Annotated in this window: 24 protein-coding genes; 11 read left to right on the top strand and 13 right to left on the bottom strand. The window is 64.8% G+C overall.

Annotated elements, in window-relative coordinates:
* Positions 1–37 precede the first annotated feature (37 nt).
* On the bottom strand, positions 38–946 hold the full coding sequence (fmt, locus tag Q0D44_RS12080) for a methionyl-tRNA formyltransferase (RefSeq protein ID WP_294136843.1): 909 nt from the start codon (positions 944–946) through the stop codon (positions 38–40).
* Between the two features lie 53 nt (positions 947–999).
* On the opposite strand from fmt, the gene recR reads away from it, so the two are divergent.
* The 3 genes from recR to def all read left to right on the top strand — a co-directional run bounded on the left by recR (position 1,000) and on the right by def (position 2,723).
* Positions 1,000–1,596: a recombination mediator RecR gene (gene recR, locus Q0D44_RS12075; protein WP_294136842.1), complete on the top strand. Its 597-nt coding sequence runs from the start codon at positions 1,000–1,002 to the stop codon at positions 1,594–1,596.
* 85 nt (positions 1,597–1,681) lie between these two features.
* Positions 1,682–2,140, top strand: coding sequence for a VOC family protein (locus Q0D44_RS12070; RefSeq protein ID WP_294136841.1), 459 nt, complete (start codon positions 1,682–1,684; stop codon positions 2,138–2,140).
* A gap of 52 nt (positions 2,141–2,192) precedes the next feature.
* Positions 2,193–2,723 carry a peptide deformylase gene (def, locus tag Q0D44_RS12065; RefSeq protein ID WP_217673373.1) on the top strand — a complete coding sequence of 177 codons (531 nt, stop codon included), beginning with the start codon at positions 2,193–2,195 and terminating at the stop codon, positions 2,721–2,723.
* 21 nt (positions 2,724–2,744) lie between these two features.
* On the opposite strand, the gene phoB is transcribed toward def, so the two are convergent.
* The 7 genes from phoB to Q0D44_RS12030 form a co-directional block, all read right to left on the bottom strand.
* On the bottom strand, positions 2,745–3,446 hold the full coding sequence (phoB, locus tag Q0D44_RS12060) for a phosphate regulon transcriptional regulator PhoB (RefSeq protein WP_006949946.1): 702 nt from the start codon (positions 3,444–3,446) through the stop codon (positions 2,745–2,747).
* 5 nt (positions 3,447–3,451) lie between these two features.
* A complete protein-coding gene (gene phoU / locus Q0D44_RS12055) occupies positions 3,452–4,144 on the bottom strand; it encodes a phosphate signaling complex protein PhoU (RefSeq protein WP_294136840.1) in 693 nt (230 codons plus the stop codon).
* A gap of 17 nt (positions 4,145–4,161) precedes the next feature.
* Positions 4,162–4,950, bottom strand: coding sequence for a phosphate ABC transporter ATP-binding protein PstB (gene pstB, locus Q0D44_RS12050; protein ID WP_119747316.1), 789 nt, complete (start codon positions 4,948–4,950; stop codon positions 4,162–4,164).
* A gap of 8 nt (positions 4,951–4,958) precedes the next feature.
* Positions 4,959–6,203: a phosphate ABC transporter permease PstA gene (pstA, locus tag Q0D44_RS12045; RefSeq protein ID WP_294136839.1), complete on the bottom strand. Its 1,245-nt coding sequence runs from the start codon at positions 6,201–6,203 to the stop codon at positions 4,959–4,961.
* Positions 6,200–7,594 carry a phosphate ABC transporter permease subunit PstC gene (pstC, locus tag Q0D44_RS12040; RefSeq protein ID WP_294136838.1) on the bottom strand — a complete coding sequence of 465 codons (1,395 nt, stop codon included), beginning with the start codon at positions 7,592–7,594 and terminating at the stop codon, positions 6,200–6,202. Before pstC ends, pstA begins: the two co-directional genes overlap by 4 nt.
* An 8-nt stretch (positions 7,595–7,602) precedes the next feature.
* Positions 7,603–8,673, bottom strand: coding sequence for a substrate-binding domain-containing protein (locus Q0D44_RS12035; RefSeq protein WP_294136910.1), 1,071 nt, complete (start codon positions 8,671–8,673; stop codon positions 7,603–7,605).
* Between the two features lie 136 nt (positions 8,674–8,809).
* Positions 8,810–10,054, bottom strand: coding sequence for an ATP-binding protein (locus Q0D44_RS12030; protein WP_294136837.1), 1,245 nt, complete (start codon positions 10,052–10,054; stop codon positions 8,810–8,812).
* A gap of 98 nt (positions 10,055–10,152) precedes the next feature.
* On the opposite strand from Q0D44_RS12030, the gene Q0D44_RS12025 reads away from it, so the two are divergent.
* From Q0D44_RS12025 to Q0D44_RS12010, 4 genes are read left to right on the top strand one after another with little or no spacing between them, the layout of a single operon-like run.
* Positions 10,153–10,593, top strand: coding sequence for a hypothetical protein (locus Q0D44_RS12025; protein WP_294136836.1), 441 nt, complete (start codon positions 10,153–10,155; stop codon positions 10,591–10,593).
* A 54-nt stretch (positions 10,594–10,647) separates the two neighbouring features.
* A complete protein-coding gene (locus Q0D44_RS12020; RefSeq protein ID WP_294136835.1) occupies positions 10,648–10,935 on the top strand; it encodes an HPr-rel-A system PqqD family peptide chaperone in 288 nt (95 codons plus the stop codon).
* On the top strand, positions 10,932–11,795 hold the full coding sequence (locus Q0D44_RS12015; RefSeq protein WP_294136834.1) for an HprK-related kinase A: 864 nt from the start codon (positions 10,932–10,934) through the stop codon (positions 11,793–11,795). Before Q0D44_RS12020 ends, Q0D44_RS12015 begins: the two co-directional genes overlap by 4 nt.
* Positions 11,792–12,781 carry a nucleotidyltransferase family protein gene (locus tag Q0D44_RS12010; RefSeq protein ID WP_294136833.1) on the top strand — a complete coding sequence of 330 codons (990 nt, stop codon included), beginning with the start codon at positions 11,792–11,794 and terminating at the stop codon, positions 12,779–12,781. Before Q0D44_RS12015 ends, Q0D44_RS12010 begins: the two co-directional genes overlap by 4 nt.
* A 10-nt stretch (positions 12,782–12,791) precedes the next feature.
* Here Q0D44_RS12010 and Q0D44_RS12005 read toward each other — a convergent pair whose 3' ends face one another.
* On the bottom strand, positions 12,792–14,153 hold the full coding sequence (locus Q0D44_RS12005) for an amidohydrolase (RefSeq protein ID WP_294136832.1): 1,362 nt from the start codon (positions 14,151–14,153) through the stop codon (positions 12,792–12,794).
* Positions 14,154–14,414: 261 nt separating this feature from the next.
* On the opposite strand from Q0D44_RS12005, the gene Q0D44_RS12000 reads away from it, so the two are divergent.
* Genes Q0D44_RS12000 through Q0D44_RS11990 form a run of 3 tightly spaced genes read left to right on the top strand, consistent with a single transcriptional unit; the run spans position 14,415 to position 15,107 of the window.
* Positions 14,415–14,684, top strand: coding sequence for a hypothetical protein (locus tag Q0D44_RS12000; protein WP_294136831.1), 270 nt, complete (start codon positions 14,415–14,417; stop codon positions 14,682–14,684).
* Between the two features lie 12 nt (positions 14,685–14,696).
* Positions 14,697–14,825 (top strand): hypothetical protein, encoded by a 129-nt coding sequence (locus Q0D44_RS11995; RefSeq protein ID WP_275402215.1) that lies wholly within the window; start codon positions 14,697–14,699, stop codon positions 14,823–14,825.
* Positions 14,826–14,828: 3 nt separating this feature from the next.
* Complete coding sequence (locus Q0D44_RS11990) at positions 14,829–15,107, top strand: hypothetical protein (RefSeq protein WP_294136830.1); 279 nt, start codon at positions 14,829–14,831, stop codon at positions 15,105–15,107.
* 19 nt (positions 15,108–15,126) lie between these two features.
* Here Q0D44_RS11990 and Q0D44_RS11985 read toward each other — a convergent pair whose 3' ends face one another.
* Both Q0D44_RS11985 and Q0D44_RS11980 read right to left on the bottom strand, forming a co-directional pair.
* A complete protein-coding gene (locus Q0D44_RS11985) occupies positions 15,127–15,918 on the bottom strand; it encodes a 3-hydroxybutyrate dehydrogenase (protein WP_294136829.1) in 792 nt (263 codons plus the stop codon).
* Positions 15,915–17,090 carry a DUF3734 domain-containing protein gene (locus tag Q0D44_RS11980; RefSeq protein WP_294136828.1) on the bottom strand — a complete coding sequence of 392 codons (1,176 nt, stop codon included), beginning with the start codon at positions 17,088–17,090 and terminating at the stop codon, positions 15,915–15,917. Before Q0D44_RS11980 ends, Q0D44_RS11985 begins: the two co-directional genes overlap by 4 nt.
* A gap of 146 nt (positions 17,091–17,236) precedes the next feature.
* Here Q0D44_RS11980 and Q0D44_RS11975 point away from each other — a divergent pair, with 146 nt between their 5' ends.
* Positions 17,237–18,115 carry a neutral zinc metallopeptidase gene (locus Q0D44_RS11975; RefSeq protein WP_294136827.1) on the top strand — a complete coding sequence of 293 codons (879 nt, stop codon included), beginning with the start codon at positions 17,237–17,239 and terminating at the stop codon, positions 18,113–18,115.
* A 3-nt stretch (positions 18,116–18,118) separates the two neighbouring features.
* On the opposite strand, the gene Q0D44_RS11970 is transcribed toward Q0D44_RS11975, so the two are convergent.
* Together Q0D44_RS11970 and Q0D44_RS11965 are read right to left on the bottom strand one after the other, a co-directional pair.
* Entirely contained in the window at positions 18,119–18,454 is a 336-nt protein-coding gene (locus Q0D44_RS11970) for a hypothetical protein (RefSeq protein WP_294136826.1), read from the bottom strand.
* A 72-nt stretch (positions 18,455–18,526) separates the two neighbouring features.
* Complete coding sequence (locus tag Q0D44_RS11965) at positions 18,527–18,727, bottom strand: hypothetical protein (protein WP_294136825.1); 201 nt, start codon at positions 18,725–18,727, stop codon at positions 18,527–18,529.
* Between the last annotated feature and the right edge of the window lie 7 nt (positions 18,728–18,734).

Genomic DNA, 18,734 nt, shown 5'->3' with positions numbered 1-18,734 from the left:
GTTTCGAGCATAGTCGAGACACCCCACGCGCGCCGTCTCACCCATCCACCCGGCTCCCCGCCGGCATGTCGAAGCCGCGCAGCATCTCGTCGGGCGGCATCGCCGCCTTGCCTGCGCGCTGGATCAGGGTCGGGCGGATCGCGCCATGGCCGCAGCCGATCAGCAGCGCGTCGTCCAGCATTTCGCCGGGCGCGCCATCCTCATGCTCGATCTGCGCTGCTAATATGCGGAACCGCTCGCCGCCATATTCGAAAAAGGCGCCGGGAAAGGGATTGAAGCCGCGCACCTGCCGCTCGACCTGGATCGCGGGCCGGGTGAAGTCGATCCGCGCCTCGGCCTTGGCGATCTTGGCGGCATAGGTCACGCCCGCTTCGGGCTGCGCCATCGGCGGATGTTGCGCAATGTCGTCCAGCACCTCGACCATCAGCGCCGCGCCCGCCTGCGCCAGTTCCGCTGTCAGCGCGCCGGCCGTCTTACCCTCTATCTTGGTCACATATTTGGCCCGCATCGGCCCGGTATCGAGGCCCGCTTCCATGTCCATGATCGTGACGCCGGTGACATTGTCGCCCGACAATATCGCCCGCTGGATCGGTGCCGCCCCGCGCCAGCGCGGCAGCAACGACGCATGGATATTCATGCAGCCGTGGCGCGGCGCATCCAGCACCGCGCGCGGCAGGATCAGGCCATAGGCCGCGACCACCGCGACGTCGGCCTCCAGCGCCGCAAACTCCGCCTGCACCGCTGCGTCCTTCAGCGACTCCGGCACCCGAACCTCTATCCCCATCGCCTCGGCCCGCTGCTGGACGGGGGAGGGGGTCAGGCTCTTGCCGCGCCCCGCCGGACGGGGCGGCTGGCTATAGACCGCAACGATCCTATGCCCCGCCTTGGCAAGCGCTTCGAGCGCGGGAACCGCGAAATCGGGAGTGCCCATATAGATGATACGCATGGTGCCATCTCAAAGCCCTTGTCGGGACGGGTTGCAAGCCCTTATCTCATCACATGGCCTCTCCCGAAATCGAAGCATTGACGCAAGCCCTGTCCCGCCTGCCCGGTCTTGGCCCGCGTTCGGCGCGGCGCGCGGTGCTGCACCTCATCAAGAAGCGCGAGGCCGCAATGGCCCCGCTGCTGCGCGCGCTGGAGGCGGTGAACGAACGGCTGGTGACCTGCCATGTCTGCGGCAATGTCGATACGGTCGATCCCTGCGGCATCTGCACCGACATGCGCCGCGATCCCCGTGCGCTGTGCGTGGTGGAGGATGTGGCCGACCTGTGGGCGCTCGACAAGTCCCGCCTCTTTCCGGGCCGCTTCCATGTGCTGGGCGGGCGCTTGTCCGCGCTGGAAGGGATCAGACCGGAAGATCTGACGATCGACGCGCTGGTCGCACGGCTGGAACAGGGGGGCGTCGATGAAGTGGTGCTGGCGATGAACGCCACGCTGGAGGGGCAGACCACCGCCCACTATCTCGCCGAACGCCTCGAACGCTTCCCGATCCGCCTGACGCAACTGGCCCATGGCGTGCCCGTAGGCGGCGAACTCGATTATCTGGACGAAGGCACGCTGGCGCAGGCGCTGCGGGCAAGAAGGCCGGTAGGGTAGGGCGCGCACCCTGCCAAAGCTGTTAGCTGACCCCGCCGCATCCCTCCGCTAGACCGGGCCAGATAACCCACTGGAAGGATGCCCGATGATCGACCTCAGCCGTACCCATCATAAGGGCATTGCCGTTCCCGACATCGACCGGGCGGTGGCGGATTATAGCGCGGCGCTGGGGCTGACCTTCGCGCCGATCCGCGATTTCGATCCGCTGCCCTTCTGGACGCCGGAGGAGGGCGCGCGGGAAATCAGCGTACGCGCCACCTACTCGTTGGGCGGGCCAATCCATCTGGAACTGGTGCAGGGCAATAGCAGCTTTTACGACACGGCCAGTCCGGCAGGCGCGCGCCATATCGGCGTATGGGTGGACGATCTGCCCGCCGAAGCGGACCGGCTGGTCGCGGCGGGCTGGACCCCGCGCGCCGCCAACCTGCCGCCCGAACAGGGCTATGGCGCGATCGCCTATCTCACCTCGCCCGATGGCGGCTTGCTGGTCGAACTGATTTCGACCATATTGAAACCCGCGATCGACGAATGGCTGGGTGAATAGCGCGATGCAGCGCATCGCTTGAAATCCTGCGTCTTTCCGCTATTTTAGAGCCATGGCCATTCTTCCCATCCTTGAGGCGCCGGACCCGCGCCTGCGCACCATTTCGACCCCCGTGGAGTCGATCGACGCCGATCTGCAACGGCTGATCGACGATATGTTCGAGACTATGTACGACGCGCCGGGCATTGGCCTGGCCGCGATCCAGGTCGGTGTGCCAAAACGGGTGCTGGTGATGGACCTTCAGGAGCCGGAATCCGATGCGGAAGATGCGCCCCCGGTCAAGAAGCCGATGGTGTTCATCAACCCCGAAATCCTGCGGGAATCAGAGGATCTGTCGGTCTATAATGAGGGCTGCCTGTCCGTCCCCGATCAATATGCCGAGGTCGAACGCCCCGCGACGATCCGCGCCAGCTGGATGGACCGCGACGGCCGTATCCATGAAGAACAGCTTGAAGGCCTGCTCGCCACCTGCCTCCAGCATGAAATGGACCATCTGGAAGGCGTCCTCTTCATCGACCATCTGTCGCGCATGAAGCGCGACATGCTGATGAAGAAACTGACCAAGGCCCGCCGCGCCGCCTGACGGGCGCGACGGGCTGGAGATTCAGCTCACCCCATCGGTATCCAGCGCATAGCCCGCCGACCGTACGGTACGGATGATGTCCTGAAACTGGCCGTCGCCATTGATCGCCTTGCGCAGGCGGCGGATATGGACGTCCACGGTGCGCAGTTCGATATCGCTATCCTGTCCCCACACGCTGTCGAGCAGCCGTTCGCGTGAGAATACCCAGCCGGGATGCTCCAGAAAGTGGCGCAGCAGGCGGAATTCGGTGGGACCAAGCGGGATCACCTGCCCGCCGCGCCGCACCTTATGCCCCACCGTGTCCATTTCGACATCGGCAAAGGTCAGCGTTTCGCCTGCCAGCGCCGGGCGCACGCGCCGCAGCACCGCGCCGACCCGCGCCACCAGTTCGCGGGGGGAGAAAGGCTTGGTCACATAATCGTCCGCGCCCGTTTCCAGCCCGCGCACCCGATCCTCTTCCTCACCGCGCGCGGTCAGCATGATGATCGGCACATTGGCGGTGCCATTGGCGCGGCGCAGGCGGCGGCACACTTCGATCCCCGACAGGCTTTCCACCATCCAGTCGAGCAGCACGATGTCCGGCACATTTTCCTGCGCCATCAGCAAGGCTTCCTCGCCATCGACGGTATGGGCGACCTCGAAATCCTCACGCTTGAAATGCCAGATCAGCAGTTCGGCCAGCGCCGCGTCATCCTCGACCAGCAGCATTTTTGCACGGGCCATAATCTTTATTCCTCCGCCGCCGCGCCGCCGCGGTCGCGGTCGGGCAGGGTCTGGCCCGTGGCCGCATAATAGACCATCTCCGCGACGTTGGTCGCATGGTCGCCGATCCGCTCGATATTCTTGGCGATGAACAGCAGATGCGCACATTCGCTGATCGTCTTGGGATTTTCGACCATATAGGTCACCAGCGTGCGGAACACGCTGTTGTAGAAATCGTCGACCACCGTGTCGCGCTCGACCACGGCGACGGCCAGGTCGGCGTCGCGCGCGGCAAAGGCGTTGAGCGCGTCATGCACCATTTCGCTCGCCACCTGACCCATGGACGGCAGCAGCGACACCGGCTCCAGCGTGCGCTGGTTGACCATGATCAGCGGCACGCGCTTGGCGATATTCTTGGCATAGTCGCCGATGCGTTCGACCACGCCGACGATCTTGAGCGCGGCGATCACGTCGCGCAGATCGTTGGCCATCGGCGCGCGCAGCGCAATCACCTGGATGACCAGTTTCTCGACTTCCGCCTCGATCGCGTCGATGCGCTTGTCGTCGGCCACCACCTGCGCCGCCAGCACCAGGTCCTGCCGTTGCAGCGCGGTCATCGCGCTTTCGATGGCAGCTTCGGCGCGTCCGCCCATTTCCGCGATCAGGCCGCGCAGCCTGTCGATATCCTCGTCGAACGCCTTGATCGTATGTTCAGCCATATTCGTCTCTCCCGCGATCAGCCGTAGCGACCGGTGATATAATCCTTGGTCCGCTCCTGCGTCGGGTTCGTAAATATGTCGCTCGTCACGCCATATTCGACCAGATCGCCGAGGTGGAAGAAGGCGGTGCGTTGCGACACGCGCGCGGCCTGCTGCATATTGTGGGTCACGATGACGATCGCATAGCGGCCGCGCAGCTCGTGGATCAGCTCCTCGATCTTCGCCGTCGCAATCGGGTCCAGCGCGGAACAGGGTTCGTCCATCAGGATGACTTCCGGCTCCACCGCAATGGCGCGGCCAATGCACAGGCGCTGCTGCTGCCCGCCCGACAAGGCGGTGCCGCTGTCATGCAGCCGGTCCTTCACTTCTTCCCACAGGCCAGCGCGGCGCAGCGATTTTTCCACGACCACGTCGAGGTCCGCCTTGGCATGGGCCAGGCCATGGATACGCGGCCCATAGGCGATATTTTCGTAGATCGACTTGGGGAAGGGGTTGGGTTTCTGGAACACCATGCCGACCCGCGCGCGCAGCTGCACCACGTCCATCGACGGGGAGTAAATATCCTCGCCATCCAGCGTGATCATGCCTTCCACCCGCGCGCTGGCGACGGTGTCGTTCATGCGGTTCAATGTCCGCAGGAAGGTCGACTTGCCGCAGCCCGACGGGCCGATGAAGGCGGTGACATGGTCCATGTCGACGTCGATCGACACGCCCTTGATCGCCTGCTTCGCGCCGTAGAATACCTTGACGTCGCGGGCCGACATTTTGGGGTTGGCAATGGCCAGAGGATTGATTGCTTCGGTCATGGGTGCGTTTACCACCGTGTTTCAAACTTGTTGCGCAGATAGATGGCCAGACCATTCATCGCGAGGAGGAAGGCCAGCAGCACGATGATCGCGGCCGACGTCTTTTCGACAAAGCCCCTGGAGACTTCATCGGACCACAGGAAAATCTGTACCGGCAACACCGTCGCCGGATCGCTGATCCCGCCCGGCGGCGTCGCAATGAAGGCCCGCATCCCGATCATCAGCAGCGGCGCCGTCTCGCCCAGCGCGCGCGCCATGCCGATGATCGTGCCGGTGAGGATGCCGGGCAGGGCGAGCGGCAGCACATGATGGAACACCACCTGGACCGGCGAAGCGCCAATGCCGAGCGCCGCGTCGCGGATGCTGGGCGGCACCGACTTGATCGCGTTGCGCCCTGCAATGACGATGACGGGCATCGTCATCAGCGCCAGCGTCATGCCGCCGATCAGCGCTGCCGATCGCGGCAGGTGCAGGAAGTTCAGGAAGATCGACAGGCCCAGCAGGCCGAAGATGATGGAGGGGACGGCAGCCAGATTGTTGATCGACACTTCGATAATGTCGGTCCACCACGCCTTGGGCGCATATTCCTCCAGATAGAGGGCGGTCGCCACACCGACCGGGAAGCTGAGCGCCAGCGTCACCAGCATCGTCAACAACGATCCCTTGAACGCGCCCCAGATGCCGACCTGGGTCGGATCGGTGCCGTCGCTTGCGGTCAGGAAGCTCCAGTTGAAACCGGTGGTCAGCAGGCCTGCCTTGCGCAGCCGTTCGACCGCCGCTTCCGCTTCCGGCGCGCCTTCATGCTTGGCGGCGAGGTCGATGGTGGTGGAGGCCGGGACGCGGATCGTCACTGTCCGCCCCAATATTGCGGGGTCGGCCTTGATGGCGTCACGGATGCTGATCCAGGCGGTCGATGACAGCAAGGCATCGGCATCCGCGCCCAGTGCTTCCTTGGCGACCTGCCCCGTCACCATCGGCAGGTTGGCATTGGCCAGCGCCGCGTCGGTGATATTGGCCGGATCGAGCAGCAGCGGCGAGGCCGGGAAATCGATCTGAAGCGCAATCTCCGTCCGGGTGAAGCCGCGCAGCCCGTTGCCCATCATCGTGAACAGCAGGAAGGCCAGGAAGGCGGCAGACAGCGCCACTGCAAACAGCCCGGCGAATTTGAACCGCCGCTCCGCCGCATAGCGCCGCGCAATCCGCTTGCGCATTTCGTCCGACTTCCAGTCGGTGGGGTTGCGAGTGGGTGTCATTCGTAAGCCTCGCGATATTTCTTCACGACCCGCAGGGCCACGATGTTGAGCAGCAACGTGACGACGAACAGCACCAGTCCCAGTGCAAAGGCCGCCAGCGTCTTGGCGCTGTCAAATTCCTGGTCGCCGGTCAGCAGCTGGACGATCTGGGTGGTCACCGTGGTCACGCTGGCAAAGGGATTGAGCGTCAGGTTCGCGGCCAGACCAGCGGCCATCACCACGATCATCGTCTCGCCGATGGCGCGGCTGACCGCCAGCAACACGCCGCCGACCACACCGGGCAAAGCGGCGGGGATCAACACCTTGCGGATCGTCTCGCTGGTGGTTGCGCCCATCGCCAGGCTGCCGTCGCGCATCGATTGCGGCACGGCGGCGATGCTGTCGTCGGCCATGGAGGAGACGAAGGGAATGATCATCACGCCCATCACCAGACCCGCCGCCAGCGCGCTTTCCGACGAAGCGCCATGGATGCCGATCATCACCGCAAAGTCGCGGAGCGCCGGGGCAATGGTGAGCGCCGCGAAATAGCCATAGACCACCGTCGGCACGCCCGCGAGCATCTCCAGCGTCGGCTTCATCCATTTGCGCACGACCGGCTGGGCATATTGGGTCAGGTAAATGGCGCTCATCAGGCCCAGCGGGATCGCGACGACCATGGCGATGATCGCGCCGATGAAGATGGTGCCCCAGAAGAGCGGCACCGCGCCGAACGCATCCTCATTGCCATAGCCCATCGCGGCTGACTGTGGCGACCATTTGGTGCCGAACAGGAAGTCCAGAGGATTGACCATGGAGAAGAAGCGGAAACTTTCCCACAGCAGGGAGGCGACGATGCCCACCGTGGTCACGATCGCCAGCAGCGACGCGATCAGCAGCGTCGCCATCACCAGCCGCTCGACCCGTGTGCGCGCCCGGAAATCGGGGCGGACGCGGGTGAAGGCATAGGCGCCGCCGGCAAAGGCCAGCACGATCGCCAGCACTGCGCCCGCGACGCCATATTTGTTGATCGCGGCGCGATACGGCTCGACCAGTCCCTGCGCCAGCGGGTTGAACGCCCCGGCCTGCGCGCCCGTCGCGATCGACCGCGCCTCGCCCAATATGGCGGAGCGGTAGAAATCGTCCATCGGCAGGCTTTGTGCCGCCGGATCGGCCAGCACCGCCTGCGTCACCAGACCGGGCACGATATTGGCCCAGACCGCTAGGAACAGGATGGCCGGCGCGATCGTCCACAACGCCACATACCAGCCATGATAGCCCGGCAGCGAGTGGACGGCATCGCGCCGCCCGGTCGCCCGCGCCACTATCTGCAAACGCAGCGCGCGGGCGCGGGCGCTGACCCAGGCGATAGCGCCCAGGCCAGCGAGCAGCAGGAAAAGTGCGGGACCGGTCATTATGGCCCTTACTTCAGCTTGGAGCCGTCAAGCACGGTCAGCGCCTTGACCGTTTCGGCACTGGCCTTGCGCACATCTTCAGGTGCCGCGACCATGCCGCGCTTGGTCAGCGCTCCGTCGGGCGACCAGTTGGCGGCAAAGGCGTTGAGGAAGCCCTGCAAGCCCGGAATGGCGGCGATATGCGCCTTCTTCACATAGATGTAGAGCGGACGCGCACCGGGATATTGGCCGGTCGACACGGTCTCATAGGTCGCCTCGACGCCGTTGATCGGCACGTCCTTGAGCGTATCCTTATTCTCTTCCAGGAAGCTGTAGCCGAACACGCCGACTGCGTTCGGATTGGCGCCCAGCTTCTGCACGATCAGATTGTCATTCTCGCCCGAATCGACATATTTGCCGTCCTCGCGAACGCGGGTGCAGGTCGCCTTATATTCGTCCTCGTTCTTGTCCTTCAATTCCTTCATCGCCGGATCGGACTGGCAGCCCTTTTCCAGGATCAGCTCAGCCAGCGAATCGCGCGTGCCGCTGGTCGAAGGCGGGCCAAAGACGGAAATCGCGATGGCGGGCAGGGTGGGGTCGACATCCTTCCACGTCTCCGCCTTGTTCGGACCCTTGCCATAGGGATTGGCGGCCAGCGCCTCATACACGATCTTGGGGGTCAGCTTGTAGCCGGGGCCATTCTTGGCTTCGGCAAAGGCCAGGCCGTCGACGCCGACCTGCACTTCGATGATGTCCTTGACGCCATTGGCCGCGCACATATCAAATTCGGACTTCTTCATCCGGCGCGATGCGTTGGCGATGTCGGGATGCTGCGCGCCCACGCCTGCACAAAACAGCTTCATGCCGCCGCCAGTGCCGGTCGATTCGATGATCGGCGATTTCATGCCGGGATTGCCCTGCACGAACAGTTCGGCAACCGCCGTGGCGAAGGGATAGACAGTGGACGAACCGACCGCGCGGATCTGATCACGGGTCTGGCCCGCACCGCCGCTGCCGCTCTGGTCGCCACAGGCGGAAAGGGAAACAACGCTCAACGCCGTTGCGGCGAACAAGGTGAATTTATTCACGGGAACCTCCATCATGCAAGGCCGCGATTCGCTGTTCGCCGCCCCCCTTTGACCGGCGCTATAGGGCCGCTCCATCGCGGCATTGTGACATTCAGGTTGCAGTTTGATGACATGGCAAAAGGCGATGATGACAGGACCGCCATTTTGGTCAAACCTGCCCGCCGTCCGCCTCATGCATCAGCGGCAGCAAGACGGTCACGGTCGTCCCTTTGCCCAGCACGCTCGCCACGTCCAGCCGTCCGCGATGCCGCTCGACAATATGTTTGACGATCGCGAGGCCCAGTCCGGTGCCGCCCATCGCCCGGCTGCGTCCCGAATCGACGCGATAGAATCGTTCGGTCAGGCGCGGCAGATGATCCGGGCCAATCCCTTCGCCTTCGTCGGCCACGGACAGGCGGCACATGCGGCTGCCTCCCTCCGACAGCGTCACCCGGATCGGCGTGCCGGGGCGGCCATATTTCACCGAATTGCCGATCAGATTGTGCAGCAGTTGCGACAGCTGCGCCCGGTCGCCCTGCACCGCCTGCCGCCCCGGCGAGACCTCCATCTCCACCTCGCGGCCCCGTTCGCCATGGCTGGAGCGGAACACATTGACCGCTTCGGCGACCAGTTCGCCCAGATCGACCGATGCGTCCGGCGCGCGATATTTCTCCGCCTCGATCCGCGAAAGGGAGATGAGATCATCGACCAGCCGCTGCATCCGCCGCGCCTCGCCATCCATGATCTTCAGGAAGCGCTGCCGCGTCTCGTCATCCTTGCCGAGTTCCGGGTCGGCCAGCGTTTCGATAAAGCCCAATATCCCGGCCAGCGGCGTGCGCAATTCGTGGCTGGCATTGGCGACGAAATCGACCCGCATCCGCTCGGCGGCATGGGTGCCGCTATGGTCGACCAGATGCACCAGGCGGCGCATGTCGGCCACTGCACCGACCGGCGCGACCCGCATCTGCCACCGCTGCTCGCGCGTTCCCAGCCCCACCAGTTCGATCATGAACGGTTCGGCCAGCGGGGCCAGGCTCGCCAGCCGTTCAGCGGCGGCAGGGTGGCGGATGGCGATGCGTGCATCGTCCCCCTCGATATGCGCGCCCAGCAGGCGCTGCGCCGCCCGGTTGGCGCGCGCAATCCGCCCGCGCTCCACCAGCATCAGCGGATCGGAAATCCCCTCCAGCAGGCTGGCGAAATCGGGATGGTCGATCAGGTCCGGCTCATCCATCGCCACGTCCGGCACATCGGGCGGCGGCGTCCCGGCATCCGCCGTGATGGCCAGGACGATCACCCCGGCCAACACCGGCAGCGCGATGGCAAAGGGGGATGCGCCCATCATCAAGGCAGCGCCCGTGCTGAGCAAGAGGACGGCGAAGGACGCGATGATCTGGGAAAGACTGAGTCGATTCATGGTTACCGCACTGGATTTGTCGCGTATTTGCTGCGATGTCAGACCCAATAGCGTGCAATCATGACGCTTTGGCAAGCCCGATAGCGGATCAGGATCAGATGAGCGAGCCGATGACCGGACAGGATGATGACCAGCAGCCCGAAGCGGCTGCGCAGGCCGATACGCCCGATCTGGCCGTGCCGTCGCGTCGCCAGCTGCTGATGGGCGGCGCAGCGGCTGCCTCCGCGATCGTGTCGATCCGCCCGGCGCTGGCGAACACCGCTGCCTCGGTCCTCAACTGCACGATACCCGTGCCGGACGCCAGCCGGGCGGGCAATCTGATCGCCCCCAATGGCCAGCTCGTTCCCGCCGGGACGCCCGGTGCCTTCCCCGGCACTGGCCGCCCTTTCACCGGAGAACAGGTCAAGCAGGCGCTGCGTGGCCGCCCGCTGCCCGGCACCAGCTATCAGCAGAACCAGGCCTATCTCAACTATATCCGCCGCCTCCAGTCGGGCACCAGCGGCTTCACCTGCTACGCCTCGCTCCAGATGCCACGTTAGGCACTTGGCTACCCCTCTGCGTTAGGGCAGGGCGGACGGTGCGAGGTGGCGATAGTGACAGCAACGAAACTCTATCGGCGGGACGGGGCGGACGCGGTGACCGCCTGCGCGCTCGACGATATCGTGCTGCTCTATCATCCCCGGTCGGGCCAGACCCATATGGTGATCAGCCCGGTCCCCGAAATTCTCGATCAACTGGCCGACGGCGCCCCCGCCAGCGTGGCGCAGATTCACGACCGGCTGACGCGCAGCTTCGACCTTGGCGTGCCGGACGATGCCATGCGCGAAATCGCCGTGCATCTCGACGCGCTGGTGGCGCTCGGTCTGGTGCGCCCGGCATGAGGCAGAGCCTGACCCTGCGCATTGGTCCTGCGACCTTCCGCATCGGCTCTGCCTGGCCCGCGCCGATCGCAGAGCTTGCCCGCCTCTACGCCGCCTATCCGCAGCCGATCGACGCGATCGCCGATTTCACTGTCCGGCTCCAGCCGACCAGCCTTGTGCGCCGCTTCATCCGCCCGTCCATCTTCATCACTGGCGACCATGGCCTGGCAGACGCTGCACCGATGAGCCTGTCCCATGGCCTGCTGGCGGCGGAAATGGGGATGAACCTGCAAATGGCGCTGGGCTGGCGGCGGCATTTGCTGCTCCATGCGTCGAGTGTGGAGAAGGATGGCCGCGTGCTGGTGATGACTGGCGAGTCAGGCTCCGGCAAATCGACCCTGGCTGCGCTGCTTGGCGAACGCGGCTGGCGCTTCATGGGTGATGAATTTGCCTTGCTGGACCTCGACAGCGGCGCGATCCTGCCCTTTCCCCGCCTCGTCAGCCTGAAGAATCGCGCGATCGACGTGGTGGCGGGCGAAGTCGGGGAGGCCCGCATGGGACCGCTGCTTGCGGCCACTGCCAAGGGCGATATTCGCCACATGGTCCCCCGCCGTGACGCGGTCGCGCGTATGGGGAAGGGGGCGATGCCCGCGCTGCTGCTCTTTCCCCGCTTCGGCCACGCCGCCGATATGCGTGCCGTCCGCCAGGCGGAAATCTTCATGCGCCTGACCCAGGCGTCGACCAATTATGTCGCGCTGGGCGAACCGGGCTTCGCCGCGCTGACCCGTTTCGTCCAGCATGTTCCCGCACGCGCCATTGACTTCCCCACGGGTGAGGAGGCCATCGCCATGGTCGAACGGCTGTGGGAGGAGAGGACATGAGCGCTGCCTTGCTGGTGCGGACGCTACGCGATCCCGCGTCCGTTGCCGGGCTGGACGCATCGGGCTGGAACGGCCTGATCGCAGCTGCCCGCGCCGAACGGCTGATCGGGACGCTGGCCTTTCGCCTGGCCGACGTCGCCGTGCCACCAGCGGTCATGCCGATCCTGTCCGACGCGCGGGCCGACGCCGCCCGCGAAGCGCGGCAGGCGCTATGGGAAGCCGACCGCGCGGCACAGGCGCTTGGGGCGTTGGGCGTGCGCGTCGTGCTGCTCAAAGGCACCGCCTATGCCGCCGCCGGGCTGAAGGCCGGGCAGGGCCGTTTCATCGGCGATCTCGACATCCTCGTCCCGGTGGAGGCGATGGCGGCGGTCGAACAGGCGCTGATCGCAGCAGGCTGGGAATGGGTGAAGGATGATCCCTATGACGACGCCTATTATCGCCAATGGATGCACGAACTCCCGCCGATGATCCACGCCACGCGCGACCGGATGATCGACGTGCATCACACGATATTGCCGCTGACCGCGCGCCAGACCCCGGACGCCGCCGCGATGATCGCTGACGCTGTGCCTTTGGGTGATGGCTTGTACGTCCTCTCGTCCGAAGATCGCGTCGTCCACGCCGTCGCCCATATGCTGGCCGATGGCGATTTGCAGGGCGGCCTGCGCAACCTGTGGGACATCCATCATCTGCTGGCCGACACTGACCCGGACATAGTGATAGCCCGTGCCGCCCGGCACGGTTTGCTGCCCCATGTCCAGCAAGCCCGACGCCTCGCCGCCGCGCTCTACAGCCCCGGCGCGCGCCTGACTTTATGGGACCGGCTGATCCGCGCCCGGTTGCTGGCGCGCGACGGCTGGGGCCGCGAGACCCGCAAGGCGCTGATATTCGCCTTCTTCCTGCGCTCCCACTGGTTGCGTATGCCTCCGCTGATGCTCGCCCGGCACCTGTGGACCAAATGGCGCAAGGGGCATCGGCCGAGCTAGGCGGCGCATCCTACTCCTTCTTCAATATATCCAGCGCCAGCACCGTCATCGCCTCGCTGGCCGACCCGATTACCTTGTCGGCTTGCGGCGCCCAGAAGGGGCTGTGGAGGGAGGGGAGCGTTGTCTGTCCCGCCTGAGCTGCCGCCATCTTGTCAGCCGGCACGCCGCCGACCCAGAAGATGAAACTGTTGATGCTCTTGTCCGCGCGATAGAAGCGGCCGAAATCCTCGCCGCCCATCACCGCCGGGGTCTTGACCACCTGGTCTTGCGGGAAATGGGCTTTCAGCACGCCTGCCATCTGTTCGGCAAATTCGGGTGGATTATAGGTGGAGGGCGTAAATTCGTCCTTCACCGTCACCACCGGCATCCGGTCGTCCGGCACCCCTGCCGCAATCGCCTCGCCGCGCGAAATCCGCTTGATCCCCTCGATCAGCTTCGCCCGCGTCTCGTCCGAATAGCTGCGGATCGTCAGCAGCAATTTCGCCTCGTCGGGGATGATATTATGCTTGGCCCCGCCCTGAAAACTGCCCACCGTCACGACCGCCGGGTCGGACGGTTCCTGCTCCCGGCTCACCAAAGTCTGAAGCGCGCCCACGATCCGCGATCCCAGCACGATCGGGTCCTTGGTCGTTTGCGGATAGGCGCCATGGCCGCCGACGCCCCGCACCACTATGTCCACGCTGTCGACATTGGCCAGCGCATAGCCGGGCGTATAGCCGATCTTCCCCGCTTCCAGATTGGCCGCGTCGTGAAAGGCGATGGCGTGGGTGGGCTTGGGGAAACGGGTATAAAGCCCATCCTCCAGCATCAGCCGCGCGCCGCGTCCGACCTCTTCGGCGGGCTGGAGGATCATCACCAGCGTGCCTTTCCAATCGTCCTTCGCCGCCGCCAGCAGCTTCGCGGTTTCGATGAAGGCGGTCATGTGCGTGTCATGGCCGCAGGCGTGCATCACGCCGGTCTCCACGCCTTCGGGGGTCTTGGTCCGCACCTTCGATGCGAAGGGCAGGCCGGTCTGCTCCACCACCGGCAAGCCGTCCATATCGGCGCGGATCAGCAGCACCGGACCGGACCCGTTCTTCATCACCGCGACGACGCCGGTGCCGCCGACTTTCTCGGTCACGTCAAACTTCATCGCTTTCAGGCGCTTGGCCAGCTTGGCGGCGGTGTTTACCTCCTGCTCCGACAGTTCGGGATTGGCGTGAAGATCGCGGTAGAGCGTCATCAGCCCGTCCATATCCTTCGCGATCGTCGCGCCGATCGCGCTTTGCGGCGGCGCAGCCGGTGCGGGGGCTGGAGCCGTCGGTTCGGTCTGGGCGGTAGCGATGGACGACAGGCTGGCGGCGGCCAATATGGCCGTGAGCGCATGGCGCATGATGAAGTCTCCCTTGGTTGCCCGCAGCATAAGGGGATTCTACGCCTGTTAAAGGGGGGAGCGTGGCGGGCGATGAAAAAGCACCGGCCCTTGTAAACTCATGCGATCCAACCTATTTCACATGTGAAAGGAACGATCCGCCGCACTGCGCGGCCACATGATCGTCCGCCCCCCTTGCGACATGACTGACCCGCGCGCGTCCGACGAAGCGCCTCCTGTCGCCCCGATATCTCGATTTCCTCGTGCAAAGGAGCCTGCTCCATGGCCCAGACATCCGCCTTCTGCCTTGCTCAGCAGTCGATCCATCACGCCCGTTCATTGTCCGAAACCCTGCCCAACGCCCGCCGCGTCGCGGTTGCGGCCGCCAACGCCTGGGGCCGCGAAGCAAAGCTCGCCGCCAGCGCCGAACGCCGCCGCGCAACCCGCACGGTGGAAACGGAGGACGAAGCGATCGCCGCCGAATTCCGTGCCGAAGAGGATGCCGAAGCCGCATTGAACGCTGCGCAACAGCCGTCGACTCCCGCGAACTGAAAGACCCAGATCATGGCCAAAAGTCAGAAGAAATCGAGCCGCGAGACGCGCAAGCCCAAGGCGGAAAAGCCGCCCAAGGCCAATGCGTCCAACCCGTCGACCAAGCCCGGCCCGGTCGGCATCGTGACGCTGAAAAGCTGAACGATGACGACCGATATCCCTGTTCAGCCAGCGCCAGCCACCAACCGCACATCGCCGGGCCGCCGCTTCATTCCGCATAATGCGGTGCGCCTGTCTCCGGCAGAAGCCGAACGGCAGGGTCGCGTCACCCGCATCGTGATCGAGAAACTGGGCGCGCCCGCCGCGATCCTGTTCCTCAACAGCCAGCATGACGGCCTGCCCGATCGCCCCCTGCCGCTGGCGACGGCGAGCGAGGATGGCCTGCAATCGGTCCTGCGCCTGCTGCAGCCGACTGCGGCCTGACCTTAAAAGGGGCGGCGCGTCACTGCGCCGTCCATCCTCCGTCGATGCTCATATTCGCGCCAGTGATGTTGGCGGCGGCGTCGCTGCACAGGAACATCGCCATCGCCGCGACCTGTTCGACCGTCACGAACTGCTTGGTCGGCTGGCCCGCCAGCAGCACGTCATTCATCACCTGCTCGCGGGTCATGCCACGCGCCTTCATCGTGTCGGGAATCTGGTTTTCAACGAGCGGAGTCCAGACATAGCCGGGCGAAATGCAGTTGGCGGTGATGCCGAAGGTCGCGACTTCCAGCGCCACCGTCTTGGTAAAACCGGCCAGGCCATGTTTGGCCGTCACATAGGCGCTTTTGAACGGAGAGGCGGTCAGTGAATGGGCGCTGGCGGTCTGGATGATCCGGCCCCATTTCTTGCCCTTCATATAGGGGACCGCCAGCCGCGTCGTGTGGAACGCGCTGGTGAGGTTCAGCGCGATGATCAGGTTCCATTTGTCGACCGGAAAATCCTCGACCGGCGCGACATGCTGCATCCCGGCATTGTTGATCAGGATATCGACCCCCTCAAAGGCAGCCGCTGCCTCCGCCATCATCGACTCGATCTGGTCCTGCTTGGTCAGGTCATGCCCGCTATAGAGCGCCTTCGCGCCGCTCAGCGCCTCCAGCCCCAGCCGCTCCTGCTCGATCGCATCCTTGTCGCCAAAGCCGTTGATGACGACATTCGCGCCTTCGCCCGCCAGCGCCTTGGCATAGGCCAGGCCAATGCCGGAGGTCGAACCGGTGATCAGGGCTGTCTTGCCCGCAAAAGCCTTGCTCATGCCTTTTTCTCCTTGAGATGATCGGGCGCGTCGAGGTCGAAGGTCGCGCTCTTGCCGTCCAATATGTTGCGGGCGATCAGGTCGCCCTTGTGCATCACTTCTTCCACTGCGTCGCGGCCCTGGCTCCAATGGTCCAGCATCGTGGCGCGGGAAAATTCAAAGTCCTTCGCCCCGCTTTCCCAGTTCCGGCTGCGATAGATCAGGTGAACGATGTTGATCGAACCGCCATCGAGAATGTCGCGCAGTTTCTGGGCCTCCGGTTCGTTGCGCAATTCGGGCGGCAGCTTGTCGAGCAGCGCGCAGATCGCCCCATGTTCGCGGCGCAGGCGCAGATATTGGTCGGTCACCTGCCGGGTGCGGCTGCTATACTGAATATCCTTCGCGCGCGAATAGACGTCGGTCATCTGGCGTGGCATCGGCCCTTCGGCGGGGAACAGGTCGACCTGAAACACCAGCATATCTTCGGTCTGATGGTCCAGCACATGGGCCAGCGGGGTGTTGGACACGATGCCGCCATCCCAATACCAGCGCCCGTCAATCTCGACCGGCGGCAGGCCAGGCGGCAGCGCGCCCGACGCCATGATGTGGCGCGCGTCGATCCGGGTATTGCCGCCCGGCCCGCGCGTGTCCCAATAGGCGAAATTACCGGTCTCCACATCGACCGCGCCGACCGACAGCCGCACTGGCCCGTCGTTCAGCAGATCCCAGTCGATACAGGCGTCCAGCGTGTCCTTCAGCGGCGCGCTGTCGTAAAAGCTGATCGCGCCGGATGATCCTTCGGGCATCATCGTCGCGGGCCACAGGCGGGGGCGGAACATGCCCGGCACGCCGAAGGTCGCGACCGTGCCGGCGGCGGCCAGATGCGCGATCTCGCGTATATGGTCGATGTCGGGCAGCAGCACATTGGGCATCCCGCCGGACACGGTGTACCAGAATTTCTTGAGGCGGCTGATCCGCCTGTGCGGCGGGTTGCCCGCGATGATCGCGGCATTGACTGCGCCGATCGAAATGCCCGCAACCCAGCTGACATCGACCCCCAGTTCGTCCAGCCGCTCATAGACGCCCGATTGGAAGGAGCCAAGCGCGCCCCCCCCCTGGAGCAGGAGCGCGACTTCGCGGGGCAGGGGCAAAGGCGTGCGGGCGCGGCGGAGGGGCTTGGGCTGATTATCCATGATGCGGTGCAATATAGTCTTTGCCGACCGCAATCCAACTTTATGTCGCCAGATAAAATTTGCTTTGTCCGCAACCCTCTGCCCATCCCGGCGGTTTGCAGCATTCCGTGAATCGGGTAGGCAGAAGCCTAAACAGGGAGGGCGTCATGCGTCTCGACGACGAACAGGAAAGCAGCCATTTCGAGGTGCAGGACGGCCGGGGTGGCGGCGGTGGCGGCTTTGGCGGCGGCCTCGGAATGCTCCTGCCGCTGATCGGCAGCAGGTTCGGCTGCGGCGGCATTGTCGTGGCGCTGATCATCATGGTGGTGATGGGCATCAATCCGCTTAGCCTGATTGGCGGGGGCGGTGGCGGCGGCCAGCCGGTCCAGACGCAGCGCCCTGCGACGACCGAACTGACCGACATTCAGCGCACGTCGCTCAAGGTGCTGGGATCGACCGAGCGCCGCTGGGACGAGATATTCAAGGCGTCGGGCGAGCAATATCCGCCACCAACGCTGGTATTCTACAGCCAGAACGGCCAGTCGGGCTGCGGCGCGGCGCAGGCGGCGATGGGTCCGTTCTACTGCCCGGCCGACCAGCGCATCTATATCGACACCGATTTCTTCAACGAAATGGAGAGCCGCTTCAACGCGCCGGGCGATTTCCCGATCGGCTATATCATCGCCCATGAGGTGGGCCATCATATCCAGACGATCACGGGGCAGGCGGACCGGATTCGCAAGGCGCAGCAGAGCGCATCGGAAGCCGAGGGCAATGCGCTGCAGGTGCAGATGGAATTGCAGGCGGACTGCTATGCCGGTGTCTGGGCGGCGCGGGATACCAATTTGATGGAAGCGGGCGACCTGGAAGAAGGGATGCGCGCAGCGGAGGCGATTGGCGACGATACGCTGCAAAAGGCGGCGGGGCGGCGGCCCGTGCCCGAAAGCTTCACCCATGGTAGCAGCGCCCAGCGCATGGCCTGGCTGCGCAAGGGGCTGTCGACCGGCGATCCCGCCCAATGCGATACGTTCAAGGGATCGGTCTGACGCTTATTCCGCGTTGGGCGATCCGGGCGCGGCTGTGTCCGGCGTAGTCATCTGATCGGTTTCGACCGTCGGCGCGACCGTCGTTTCGGGCAGGCCAGCGCCGGGGGCCAGCATCGGCTGGCCCGCTTGCGGCATCGGCTGACCGAAACCGGGCGCGCTTGCGTCTGCAGGTGGCGGGGCGACGGGGGGTGCCACAGGAACGGCGACCGGCGGCGGGGCATCCGCGATATTGCCCTGCACAGGCGCGGATTCCGGCGGCTTTGGCATAATGTTCTGGACCGCCAGCACGATCAGCGGTGCGACGACCAGCGTACAGATAGCAAAATTGCGATATATCATGGCTTGAACTTCTTGCTGGCCGACGGCTTGGCCAACAATAGTCAGAATGGGTAAACAAAAAGCTGCGGGTGATCAGCCCTTTACTTGGCCTAATTTATCCAGCCGGGCCAGCATTGCGGTCATGTCGTCGGGCAATGCGTCACGCGGGGGCGCATAAGTGGAACGCAGCGCATTGCCCACGCCCTCATAGGGCAGGGGGAGCGCGACGGTCACGATCCGCCCGTCGTCGCCTTGGCGACCCGGTGCCGATCGGCCGGAAGATTTGCGCTGCATTTCCATG

Source organism: Sphingobium sp. (assembly GCA_023266575.1).
In the GTDB taxonomy this organism is placed as follows: domain Bacteria; phylum Pseudomonadota; class Alphaproteobacteria; order Sphingomonadales; family Sphingomonadaceae; genus Sphingobium.
This window is presented reverse-complemented; position numbering and strand designations above follow the sequence as displayed.